Origin of the sequence: Psychrobacillus psychrodurans (assembly GCF_050209195.1) — a bacterium.
Lineage (GTDB): Bacteria > Bacillota > Bacilli > Bacillales_A > Planococcaceae > Psychrobacillus > Psychrobacillus psychrodurans.
In genome coordinates this window covers 2,782,724-2,794,854 of sequence record NZ_CP189791.1, presented here as the reverse complement: position 1 = coordinate 2,794,854, position 12,131 = coordinate 2,782,724, and the positions used below count along the sequence as shown (strand labels likewise).

The 12,131-nt window shown below is 34.3% G+C and carries 11 protein-coding genes; 8 read left to right on the top strand and 3 right to left on the bottom strand.

Going from position 1 to position 12,131, the window contains the following annotated elements:
- Positions 1-30 precede the first annotated feature (30 nt).
- From murJ to ACQCPR_RS13665, 6 genes are all read left to right on the top strand, one after another.
- Positions 31-1,554 (top strand): murein biosynthesis integral membrane protein MurJ, encoded by a 1,524-nt coding sequence (gene murJ, locus ACQCPR_RS13690; protein ID WP_427138950.1) that lies wholly within the window; start codon positions 31-33, stop codon positions 1,552-1,554.
- Between the two features lie 25 nt (positions 1,555-1,579).
- The gene (locus ACQCPR_RS13685; RefSeq protein ID WP_427137263.1) at positions 1,580-2,680 is read left to right on the top strand and encodes a glycosyltransferase family 4 protein; all 1,101 of its coding nucleotides are present in this window, start codon (positions 1,580-1,582) and stop codon (positions 2,678-2,680) included.
- 2 nt (positions 2,681-2,682) lie between these two features.
- Positions 2,683-3,585: an NAD-dependent epimerase/dehydratase family protein gene (locus tag ACQCPR_RS13680; protein ID WP_427138949.1), complete on the top strand. Its 903-nt coding sequence runs from the start codon at positions 2,683-2,685 to the stop codon at positions 3,583-3,585.
- A 16-nt stretch (positions 3,586-3,601) separates the two neighbouring features.
- Complete coding sequence (locus ACQCPR_RS13675) at positions 3,602-5,236, top strand: GNAT family N-acetyltransferase (RefSeq protein ID WP_427137262.1); 1,635 nt, start codon at positions 3,602-3,604, stop codon at positions 5,234-5,236.
- Between the two features lie 49 nt (positions 5,237-5,285).
- On the top strand, positions 5,286-6,008 hold the full coding sequence (locus ACQCPR_RS13670; RefSeq protein ID WP_427137261.1) for a hypothetical protein: 723 nt from the start codon (positions 5,286-5,288) through the stop codon (positions 6,006-6,008).
- A 202-nt stretch (positions 6,009-6,210) separates the two neighbouring features.
- Positions 6,211-7,020 (top strand): polysaccharide deacetylase family protein, encoded by an 810-nt coding sequence (locus tag ACQCPR_RS13665; protein WP_427137260.1) that lies wholly within the window; start codon positions 6,211-6,213, stop codon positions 7,018-7,020.
- Positions 7,021-7,164: 144 nt separating this feature from the next.
- Here ACQCPR_RS13665 and ACQCPR_RS13660 read toward each other — a convergent pair whose 3' ends face one another.
- Entirely contained in the window at positions 7,165-8,379 is a 1,215-nt protein-coding gene (locus ACQCPR_RS13660) for an NAD(P)/FAD-dependent oxidoreductase (protein WP_427137259.1), read from the bottom strand.
- 105 nt (positions 8,380-8,484) lie between these two features.
- On the opposite strand from ACQCPR_RS13660, the gene ACQCPR_RS13655 reads away from it, so the two are divergent.
- Positions 8,485-9,360 carry a 5'-3' exonuclease gene (locus ACQCPR_RS13655; protein ID WP_427137258.1) on the top strand — a complete coding sequence of 292 codons (876 nt, stop codon included), beginning with the start codon at positions 8,485-8,487 and terminating at the stop codon, positions 9,358-9,360.
- Here the strand turns inward: ACQCPR_RS13655 and ACQCPR_RS13650 are convergent, their stop codons facing one another.
- A complete protein-coding gene (locus ACQCPR_RS13650) occupies positions 9,361-9,876 on the bottom strand; it encodes a C39 family peptidase (protein ID WP_427137257.1) in 516 nt (171 codons plus the stop codon).
- A 149-nt stretch (positions 9,877-10,025) separates the two neighbouring features.
- Here ACQCPR_RS13650 and ACQCPR_RS13645 point away from each other — a divergent pair, with 149 nt between their 5' ends.
- Positions 10,026-11,282 carry a GNAT family N-acetyltransferase gene (locus tag ACQCPR_RS13645; protein WP_427137256.1) on the top strand — a complete coding sequence of 419 codons (1,257 nt, stop codon included), beginning with the start codon at positions 10,026-10,028 and terminating at the stop codon, positions 11,280-11,282.
- A gap of 63 nt (positions 11,283-11,345) precedes the next feature.
- Here the strand turns inward: ACQCPR_RS13645 and ACQCPR_RS13640 are convergent, their stop codons facing one another.
- Positions 11,346-11,810 carry an STAS domain-containing protein gene (locus tag ACQCPR_RS13640; protein ID WP_090567021.1) on the bottom strand — a complete coding sequence of 155 codons (465 nt, stop codon included), beginning with the start codon at positions 11,808-11,810 and terminating at the stop codon, positions 11,346-11,348.
- Positions 11,811-12,131 lie beyond the last annotated feature (321 nt).

Here is a 12,131-nt window from a genome sequence, read left to right as displayed (position 1 = left end):
ATTAAATAACTTAGCGAAGAAGGACAAGCTATAGAAACGATAAAAAAGACAGCGATTGTCATTATGATTATTACGATTCTATCAAAGGTAACGGGATTTTTAAGAGACATTACACTTTCCTATTTTTATGGTGCTTCTTCCATTAGTGATGCCTATATTGTCTCTATAACAATTTCATCAGTGCTCTTTAGTTTGATAATTGCAGGCATATCTACTGCTTATATACCTTTATATAAAAATATTGAATATAATGTAAGTCGGTTTGCTGCGGTTAAATTTACAAATAATCTAATCAATATCGTTCTTATTATTACTACTATAATTATCATTATTGGACTTGCCTTCTCGAATCTTCTAGTCAAAGTATTTGCATTTGGTTTTGATGGAGATACTTTAGAAGTTGCTGTTTTGTTTACTCGAATTGGGATAGTGGGCATCTATTTTACTAGTTTAACCCAACTATTAGTGAACTATCTCCAGCTAAATGGGAAATTTGTGATACCCGCGATGATTGGTTTTCCATTTAATCTAATAATCATTCTGTCTATTTATATTAGTACCCACACAGATATTATCGTACTAGCTATTGGCAGTGTACTTGCGGCACTTTTTCAATTAATTTTTTTATTTCCTTCTTTATTGAAAGCAAAGTTTAGATATTCAACAACTGTGCAATTTAATGATCCTCATATTAAGAAAATGTCCTTTATTGTTTTTCCAATAATGATTGGTATTTCAATTGATCAAATAAATTTAATGATTGATAAAACGCTTGCTTCCACAATTGTGGAGGGAGGTATATCGGCCTTGACCTATGCCAGTAGACTAAATGATTTTGTACAAGGTATTTTCGTCCTTTCATTTGTAACTGTAATGTTTCCCGTTATTTCCAATTTAGTTGCTCAAAAAAATATAGCAGATTTTAAAAATTCAATTAGTGGGGTAATCTCCAGTGTTGTTCTAGTTGTTGTGCCAGCTAGTGTAGGTATTATGGTATTATCGCAACCCATTATAAGATTGCTGTTCGGGCATGGAAATTTTGATGAACAGGCAATTCATATGACTTCACAAGCTCTTTTTTACTATTGTGTAGGTATGATCGGTTATGCGATACGAGAAGTATTAAATCGTACATTCTATTCTTTACAAGATTCGAAAACACCAATGTTTAATGCAGCACTCGCAGTCGTATTAAACATCGTGTTAAATTTTGTTTTATCCCACTATATGGGTCTTAAAGGCCTAGCATTGGCAACAAGTATTTCCGCATTGTTTTGTTCGTTTTTGCTAGCACTTAATTTACGTAAAAAAATTGGCCCATTTGGAATTAAAGATAACGTAATTACTTTTCTAAAAGTAATTTTTGCATCATGTGTGATGGGAATTGTTATCTATGCAATAGAAAAATATACGCTTATTAGCTGGAATCCCTTACTGAAAATGTCTGCAATCATAATCACTGGAGGTTTAATATATTTCCTACTGATAACCACTCTAAAAGTAAAGGAATCAAAACTGCTTATTCAATTTATAAGAAGGAAGATTCATCTTTAACTTCTAATAAAAAAGAGGGATGTTGATGAGAATTGTTCAACTAATCACACATATGTATGAGGTAGGGGGAGCTCAAGTTCATGTACTTGATATTTCGAAAAGACTAGAGGCAGATGGTCATCGAGTTTCAATCCTCTACGGAACTGAAAATCAACTAGCAGAAGAGCTGTTTGTAAAAGAAATTGAATATATACCAATGAAGCATTTAATAAGAAAGGTACATGTTATAAAGGATATTTTAGCTTTTTGGGAGATTAGAAAAACATTGAAACAAAAACAACCTGACATAGTTGCCATACATTCTTCCAAGGCAGGAATACTAGGTAGAGTCGCCTGTTGGTCATTACGCATTCCATTCGTATTTACAGCACACGGATGGGCATTTACAGAAGGTGTAGAAAAAAATAAACAGTTTTTTTATCGCATGATGGAAAAATGGATAGGTAAAATAACGGAAAAAGTGATTACCGTTTGTGACTATGACAGAATTTTAGCATTACATCATCAAGTGCTAACTTCCACCAAACTAGAGACTATTCATAACGGTGTGATTGATCAAAGGAATTTAATCAAACAAATAGCACCTGATGAGATAGTAAAAATATTAATGGTAGCTCGTTTTGATATACCAAAAAAGCACTTAGAACTTTTAGAGGCGTTGGCCCTTATAAAGGAATTAAATTGGCATATGATTTTTGCGGGTGATGGAAGACTGCGGGAGCAAGCTGCTCTATTTGTTCAGGAGCATAATTTAGGTCATAAAGTAACATTTTTAGGTAATCATTCTAACGTTTCGGACCTACTACATGATGCAGACATTTTTGTCCTGACATCTTCGTGGGAGGGGTTGCCACTATCAATATTAGAAGCGATGTCACACGGACTACCAATTATTGCTTCTAATGTAGGTGGAGTTAAGGAAGCAGTTAGGAATTCCGAAAATGGTTTTTTAATACATCATAATTTACCTGAATTACTTTCTACTTTAATCGAAGATCCTTTACTTCGAAAAAAGATGGGGAATAAGAGTCGTGAAATATATGAAACTAGCTTTACCTTTGAACGGATGTATAGTCAAACCATATTGTCGTATAAAAACTTAATAAAATTGGGGGAAAAAGGTTGAAGGTGTTAGTAACAGGAGCGGCAGGTTTTATAGGGTCAAATGTTGTACAGGAGCTCTTAGATCACCAATATTCCGTTGTTGCATTAGATAATTTATCGAAGGGCTATAAAAGTAGATTACCTAGAGATGTAACATTCTACGAAGCTGATATTACAAATTCTGAGACTCAACGTATTTTTCAACTAGAACAACCGGATTATGTTATTCATTTGGCTGCACAAACTTCCGTCTTAAATTCTATGGAGAACCCAGTAGAAGATTGCAGAGCAAATGTTTTAGGTACGCTCAATACGCTTAAATATTCCAATCAATTTAACGTGAAGAAATGTATTATTGCTTCTTCAGCGGCTGTTTATGGAAATCCTAGCGTTTTTCCTGTAGAAGAAGACTCTAAATTATGTCCACTTTCCTTTTATGGATTATCAAAAGTATCGGCTGAGAACTATGTCCACTTGTATGAAAAAATGTTCGGCCTTAAAAGCTGCATTTTAAGGTTTTCAAATGTTTATGGGTCTAATCAAGAAAGTGGAGTTATCTCCAGCTTTCTTAATAATCTTTATAAAGGAAAAGCTCCAATTATTCATAATGGTAGTCAAACGAGAGATTTCATTTATGTTAAGGATGTAGCTTCTGCTTGTCTTTCTGCAATGGTGAGTCATGAAACAGGCGTATTTCATATTAGTTCAGGCACTGAAATTACGATAAATGAAGTATATAAATTAATCTCTAAATCTACCAATATAGAAATAGAGCCGCTTTTAACAGAATTAGATGCTGCTGAGATAAAACGAAGTGTCCTCTCAAATGAAAAAGCTAGAAGACTTCTATATTGGGAGCCAGGTTATTCCATGGAAGAGGGCATAGGAGAAGTTATCCAATCTTATAACCTAGTCAAACATTTGTAAACGAAGGGAGGATTATTTGAAGCTTATAAGTATTAAATCTTATACACATTTAGAAATTTACAAACAGGACTGGAATAAGTTAACGGAGGACAATGAAAATACTAATCCATTTATAGAATACGAATTTGTATATAACTGGTGGAAAATCTTGGGCTCTCATGAGAACGTAGAGATTTTAGCTGTACAGGAGCATAACCGTATAATTGCCTTTTTACCTTTTCAATTTAAAAAAACTTGGTTTGGATATATGGCCCACTTTTTAGCTCTTGGAGTAGCAAATTATATGGATATTATAGTTAGGAAACCTGATGCAAATCGGGCTATTATGTTTGCGCTGGATGAGTTGATAAAATCAAAAAAAAGCATCGTATTTTATCTCCATGGTTTATTGGAAAGTACTAGTACCCCGTTTGTATTATCAAAGTATGTAAAAGCAAGAAATATGAAAGAACGGCATTTTTCTATTGTTACCCCGTTTATAAATCTCGAGAATCTTGATTTTGATGAATACATGAGAACTCGGAAAAAATTACACGGAATGGATCGGCGTGAGAAAAGGTTGAGGGCTCTAGGAGATGTATCTTTACAAGTTGTTGAAGCGAATGAAATGAGTGACATTGTAAGACTGCATAAACGTAGATGGGAAAGGAAAAATGATACGAGTGGTTTTTCAACAGCAAGAAAGCAGGAATTCTTTAAGTATTTAGCGGAATTACCATCTGGGAAATTTTCAGTTCGTTTGACAACATTACAGTTACAAGATGAAAAGATTGCTTTTACGTATGGATTTACATGTAGGACAAGGTACTTAGGGTATGTGTTAGGTCATGATTCAGATTTTGATTGTTATGGACCAGGTAGATTATTGATAAAAGAAAAAGTTAGCCAGTTAATTTCCGACGGCATTCAAAAATTGGATATGAGCATTGGCTACGAACCTTATAAGATGGAATGGAATACAGATGTAGACTATACAAGAAAATCTATATTTTCAACTAATACTATAAGGGCAAAAATTTTTAGAAATTTATTATGGCTAAAGGATATACTTATTTCTAAAGTAAAAAAATACAGAGCTGCAGTATTGTTTAGAAGAAATACTATTGGTAAACTTAAATATTTTCTGCGTCAAAAAGGTAGTTTTAGTTATTGGGTAAGAGGCATTAGTAACAAGTTATTCCCTTTTATCTATGATAAGAGGTCCTATCTAGTAGGAAGAAAACATAGGAGTTCAGTGGTAGATGGTAAAGAATATGAGTTTAGGAAACTACCAAATAATTTAGCTCTTTCATCTGGGGCTCAGCGAAAGGATATTTTACAGAAAATTTATAATGGATATGCAGGATACTATTCCGAGGACATTTTAAAAGCATTTTGGATAAATGAAAATGTCATTCGATTAGATGATGTTGAAGTAGTTATTAATCTTAAAAAAAGTAGTATTTATATTAGAGATTGGCACAATGGAAATATTCAACAGATTCTGAGGTTTGTAAATCACCATTATAAAGGAAAAGATGTATTTGTAAGTTTGCAAACAAAGGATAAGATAGGTGTTAAATTACTCACTCAACTTGGATTTGAATGGACCGAGAAGGTTACTTTTACTAGAGTCTTAGGAAATACAAAAACTAGTAGAGAAGAATATTAATAGAAAAGAGGGTGCCCAGATAATCCTTGTAAAGCGAAAAATTTTAAATTTGACCCTAGTAAATTGCTACTTTTTAAAAACGGGAGAAATTCCATTACCACCTGCGCACCTTATTGGTTATTCTCATTCCTATCGACCATTTAACCAATTAATAAAACAAACTACACTACTTATTGATTTAACAAAAAGCGAAGAGCAGTTATTAAAGGATCTTCATCGTACAAATAGAAAACAAATACGACAGGCTGTAAATTATGATTTTCAAATAGAGGTATTAGATCGCCCAACTATAGCAAATATCCGTGAGTTTCAACAATTTTATAATGAATTTGCCAAGCATACGAATACCTACAAATGTGGTGCATTCCATGTTAAAACAATGGAATTATTAATGGAATCTAATAATTTGATAATCACCAGGATATTTCGTTTGAGTAGTAGTGAAACCTTAGCTTATAGAATTTATATTGCTGATGAAGAGACTGCCTTTTCTTTGTATTCTGCATCTCATTTTAGATTAAAAGACAATCCATTTGACAAGAGAATGTTAAGTATAGCTAGCCGATATTTATTTTGGAGTAATATTCTTTATTATAAAAGGAGAAAAAATTTGGTGTACGACATGGGTGGTTTAACAAAAAATGATAATATTGACAGTTTCAAAATGGAGTTCGGCGGTGAAATAACGGAAGTATATTCTGGATATGAAACAGCATCTATTCTTGGGAAATTGGTACTCCTGGGAAGAACAATTAAACTGAGGAAAGGATGAGGAACTGGGAGCTCTTATTATTTCATTAGATTTTGAGCTTAATTGGGGAGTACATGATGTTTACACAATAGAAGAATACGGCGCGAATATACTGGGTGCTAGAGTAGCTATTCCTCAAATACTACAATTGTTCTTAAAATATGATATCCATGCAACGTGGGCAATTGTAGGAATGCTATATTGCAAGGATAAACAGGAACTTTTGTCATATTTAAATAAAATGGATATACCTTATGATAATACTGCATTTAACCCAGTAAAAAATCTTTCTAATGTAGGTGAGAATGAAATGGTGGATCCTTATCATTTCGGATTATCTCTAATCGAAATGATTCGAGAAACACCCAATCAAGAGGTAGGTACACATACATTTTCTCATTATTATTGCTTAGAAAATGGGCAAAGTAAGGAGCATTTTATAAAGGATTTGGAAGCTGATTCTTCCTTAGGAAAAACAGCATCTTTAGTTTTTCCAAGGAACCAAGTGAACCAACATTATCTGCATGAGTGTAAAAAATTTGGAGTGAAGGCTTACCGAGGAAATGAAAAAAATTGGATGTATAAAGCTTATACAAGTAAAACTAACTCGTGGCTGAAAAGATTGTGTCGCTTAATAGATGCATATGTGAATATATCAGGGGAACATACTTATCGCTTGAAGAATATCGAGACAGATCCAATTGTCAATCTTCCTTCTAGTCGTTTTTTAAGACCATACAGTAGCAAATTTTCTTTTTTAGAGAAACTTCGTCTTCGCCGAATTAAAAAGGGATTGACTAAGGCTGCAAAGAAAAATGAACTCTATCACTTATGGTGGCATCCACATAATTTTGGGAGAAATACAAAGGAAAATCTACAGTTTTTAGAGGAAATCTTAAAGCATGTAGACTTCCTAAAGCATAAGTATAACTTTCAAAGTATGCATATGAGGGATGTTACAGAAGTTTTAAAAATTATTGCGTCAAAAGTAGTTGAAAAAAGCTACTACTTCCCGTTTATTGTCGTTTTTTAAAATCTATATCTTTAGCTTTAAAACTAATAAAATTTAGGGGAATTATTCATTAGAGTCGATAATTTTATATCAAGATGAATAGAGGATCATGTGTGCAACGTGATCCTCTATAAGATTTCATATGATATATCTAAACAAAACAAATTACCTCACGCCATATTTCCGTTCAAGTTGAAAAAGATCGGCATCTTCGTTTCGTTTACCTGTTATTAAATCTTTTAAAATATGTGAACCTAGCATGCTATATACAGTACCATTTCCGCCATATCCAAGTAAGTAAAACTGATTTTTTTTAGTCGGGTGCTCACCAATGAATGGAATATTATCAATAGATTCGCCAAAGCTTGCGGCATATGCATAATCTATCTGAATATCATAGTCAGGGAAAAGCTCTTTGGCTTGCTGTAATAAATTTTCGGCTCGTTGCTGAATTAGTTCATCTGATTGAGGTGCTTCAGGCTTATCCTCATCTAACCCCCCAACAATTAACCTTCCGTCAACTGCTGTGCGAATATATAAATAAGGACGCTTTGTCTCCCATATTAACGCTTGTTCGTACCAATCACTAAATTCTGCGATTCGATTGCTGACAAATGCATAAGAGCGGTTAATATCAGCTCCAACCCGCTCACCCACGGGAGTAGTTTCATAACCAGTTGTGTATATGATATTGCTAGCATACAAAGGCTGTCTGTTAGTACGGATATCTAAAGAATCGTTATATTCAAATACATCTATTACCTCCGTGTATGGAAATAAATGTACACCTAACTCCTCTAATTTAGAAAGTATCCCGTGGACAAACTTGAGTGGATTAATCTCCGCATCACCATAGGTTACTAAGGCACCATGTTTGGTAAAAGGCATTTTTTCTGCCATTTCATTTCTTCCCCAATAATCACATGGAAACCCATAATTTATTAATGTATCATATTCAGCTTTTATTTTTTCTACATCGTTTTCGTCGCTCGCATAACATATACTTGGTCTTCGTATGAAGTCTACTTCAATTGGTAATTTCTTTGCAATTCGTTCAAGATCATCCATTGCTTCATAACAGAGCTGATAAAAGCGAACAGCATCTTTTTCTCCGATTTGGCCGATGAGTTCGTGCAGCATAATATCATTGGAGTATTGTAGAAGGCCAGTATTCGCACTTGAACTTCCTGTTGCCAACTCACGCTTATCGACTATAGCAACCTTAAGTCCACTTTCTGCTAATGCAAGTGCAGTAAGCGTTCCAGACATTCCTGAACCAACTATTACAACATCGTATATATCTAGTTTTTCATAAGTATTTTTAGGGGTGAAGGGTATTGTAGTAGTTGGCCAATAAAGAGAACCATTATGTATATTCATCTATTCATACTCCATTCTATTAGTTTGCAATTTATATACCCGCTATTTAATAGATTGAATCTACTCATGTTATAATAAGTTAACTTTAAAAAAAGGGTGTTTAAAATGACGCAGGAAAAACCACATGTATTAGTTATAGATGGAATGGCATTATTATTTAGATCGTTTTTTGCAACAGCAATGTCTGGCAATTTTTTTAAAAATGACAAAGGAATTCCAACAAATGCCGTGCAAGGGTTTGCTCGCCATGTATTGGCAGCACAAACTTTAATGCAACCGACCCATATGGCAGTTTGCTGGGATAAAGGGATGCTTACATTTAGAAATGAGCTATATGATGGCTATAAAGCAAACCGTCCCAAGCCAGCCGAAGAGCTTATTCCTCAATTTGATATGGCGCAGGAATTATCAGAGCACTTGGGATGGATGAACTTTGGGATAGCTGGAATGGAAGCGGATGATACGATTGCTTCCATTACGCATAAATGGAAGGAAGACGCGAGGTTTACAATAGTTAGTGGAGATAAGGATCTTCTGCAATTACTAGAGCCTTCTACGGAAATTGCATTCACTAAAAAAGGGTTCACCATATATGATGTATACAATGAAGCTCGTTTTCTTGAAGAATACGGCATTTCTCCATTACTTTTCCCAGATGTGAAGGCATTTATGGGAGATTCTAGTGATGGCTATGCAGGTGTGAAAGGAATAGGTCCGAAAACCGCACTACAGCTTGTCCAAACTTATGGAACAGTCGATAAAGTATTGGAGGCACTGCCACTTTTGAAAGCAGGTCAGCGAACGAAAATCGAGACCGATTTGGAGATGCTAAAACTCTCCAAAGAGCTAGCTACGATTCGAAGAGATGTACCGATTGGAGCAGAGCTAGAACATTTAGTAATTAAAGATATACCATCGGCGAAACATGATTATTTATATGAACATGGTTACACTATCTTAGCAAGACAGCTTCAAAAATAGTTATTCTCCGATCGGAGTAATTTGAACAAAAGTAAGAATCGAAGCATTTTCTGAATAGTGAACTCTTCTAATTTGACTGGGACGGTTTCTACCTCCATTGTCATGGAGGATTAGCACCAGTTCACTATTTACGATTTCATAGCCAATAAGCGGGACCCAGTGGTAGGAGAAAGTGAAACTTTTATTCCACTGTAGCGAAAAGTATTTGTCAAACTTTAATGCAACGGGTCTTCCATTTTTCAACTCGTTTAATGTTACTTGGAGTGTGCATTTATTTACTTTCCAATTTGGTCCGAGCAATTTACGCATGTTACAAATAAAACGGTAGGTAAATAACCCAATGCGTGTTCCTCCCAATTTTTTATATAATTCATTAGGCTGATAAGGACTTGCATTAGTGAACAAATAATTTAACAAAACATAAGCAGTAACTGGGCCACAAGCAGAAGCTCGATAGTTTGCTTGAATCGACGTGTCATATTGAGAGTAACCTTGAACTGGCAGTTGTGTTTTCATATCAGACCTCCGGGTACAAAGAGTTTTTCCTATTAAATATGGGGAAAACTTTTTTGATTTTTTGGAAAGAATTTGTATTTGTATTTTCAAAATTGTTTACCTAATCTATAATACAATTTATCACAATCGTTAAAAAAAGGGGAAATCGTATGATTCGTTTACTTCAAATAGAAGACTTGAAACAGGCGGCAGATATAGCAGCACTTGCATATCCAGGGATGCTAATACAGTCAGATGAAAAGAAAAGAGAATTCATAGAGCGATTAGCAACTGAACAAAAAGAAGATAATGGTATAGAGTTTTTTGGCTGTTTTGATGAACAGGGTGAGCTTCTAGGGATATTTCGAGTAAATGATTTTGAATGTAATATAAATGGAAAGTTTCAACGCATATTTGGTATTGGAATGGTTGCTGTCCACTTATTACATAAAAAAGAAAAAGTGGCGTTTCAACTCTTATCTTATTTTCATAACTACGCTAGACAAGAAAATGTGGCGCTTGTCTCACTCTATCCCTTTAATCCTAGTTTCTATCGGAAAATGGGCTATGGCTACGGACCATTAAGATATGAATTTAAGTTTAAACCAGGCGAAATGATTGCTGACGGCAATAAAAGTAAGGTGAAATTTTTAACACCATCGGATGAAGATGCCATCGTTTCTTTATACAATGAATACGCTCAAAATAATCATGGAATGTTAAAAAGAACTTGGAAGGAAAAGGAGTATATTAAAACAAGAAAAACATATTATGTTGGTGTAGAAGAGGAAAACTGTTTAGTTGGGGCACTAGCTTTCACTTTGGATCCAGTAAAGGACAGTCACTTTCTACATCAACATATGATTATCCACGAATGGATTTGGAGTAATCCAAGTGCCTATAAGCAACTTGCTTCTTGGGTAAGTTCACAACAGGATCAAGTAGATCGAGTTATTTTCCGTACGAATGATCAATCATTTGTATACAGTCTTTTTAATCCATTAAATGATTCAAATCATGTAATTCCGAGCGTTTATCATGAAGTGGCTACTACCGGTTCAGGGATTATGTATCGAATAACAAATATAGAGTCATTTGTTAATGGAACTAATTTTAATGGACTAGGAAGACCTCAAGAAAATACACAGGTTTTGTTGGAAATAGAGGATTCATTTATTACTGAGCAGCACGGGTTATATAAATTATCATACAGTAGAGAACAATGGGAAATTCAAAAAGTTGAAAAAACCCATGAACAAGTGGATATTACAATTGGAATACATGATTTAAGTTCATGGTGGATGGGTTCTGTAACCTTAGAGTCACTATATAACTATGGGGAAGCAAAAGTGCATCAATTGGACCCTAAAATGTTAGATGAGTGGTTTAAACCGAGGAATGGACCTATTTGTTTTACAGCTTTTTGAGCTATTCATAATGGTTAAGGGATAACGGAGAGTCGCTATTGTATATGCGGCTCTCCGTTGTATTTATTTAATACCGATGAACTGATTTGATTCAACTAAAATTTTGTTTAATGCCTCACGGAAGCTTTTATATGTCTCAATATCCACTTGAATACTAGCATGAACAATTTCACGGATAAAACGCGGATTAAAACCAACATAAATTGGTCGAATTCCCATTAATCGAAGTGAGCTATTCAAATTGGTAATAGATATGGCAAGTTCATTGTAATCGAAAGCTTCTACATCTTCTACATTAACCCCAGTAAAATCAAATACTGCTTGTTCAATTTCTTTATGATCTCCTATGTACTGGAGTGTTTTCGTCTGAATATTTTCAAAGCGCTCCCTAAACATATAGCCTGCAATAGGAATTAAGATCGTTTTAGGAACGATAGACGGAATAATAGGAGTAGAAATTGTCTTAATAATTCGCTCATAATAAGCGATTTTTTCTTTTAATGCAATCATTTCTTGTTCGTGTGACATATAAATAAGCACCTCTGTTTTTTTCTTATTATAACGATTACACATACTTTGCCCCAATTAAAAAAGAAAAGGCTGCTTCCGAAAGAAACAGCCATTCTATACTATTAGTTTTGTGCATCTAAAAAATTCAGTTACAGTGCTCCTGCGCACAGCTCGTCGCAGTATAACACTTAGATGCTTTGACTAATATATACTATCTTACTTAGTTTTGTGCATCTAAAAATTCTGTTACAGTGCTCCTGCGCACAGCTCGTCGCAGTATAACATTTAGATACTTTGACTAATAGACACTTTCTTACTTAGTTTTGTGCATCTAAAAAT

What these genes read in the sequence shown, in the direction of transcription:
- ACQCPR_RS13685 (WP_427137263.1), top strand. Translation starts at nt 1,580, where the DNA reads ATGAGAATTGTTCAACTAATCACACATATGTATGAGGTAGGGGGAGCT.
- ACQCPR_RS13660 (WP_427137259.1), bottom strand. Translation starts at nt 8,379, where the DNA reads ATGAATATACATAATGGTTCTCTTTATTGGCCAACTACTACAATACCC.
- ACQCPR_RS13655 (WP_427137258.1), top strand. Translation starts at nt 8,485, where the DNA reads ATGACGCAGGAAAAACCACATGTATTAGTTATAGATGGAATGGCATTA.
- ACQCPR_RS13650 (WP_427137257.1), bottom strand. Translation starts at nt 9,876, where the DNA reads ATGAAAACACAACTGCCAGTTCAAGGTTACTCTCAATATGACACGTCG.
- ACQCPR_RS13645 (WP_427137256.1), top strand. Translation starts at nt 10,026, where the DNA reads ATGATTCGTTTACTTCAAATAGAAGACTTGAAACAGGCGGCAGATATA.
- ACQCPR_RS13640 (WP_090567021.1), bottom strand. Translation starts at nt 11,810, where the DNA reads ATGTCACACGAACAAGAAATGATTGCATTAAAAGAAAAAATCGCTTAT.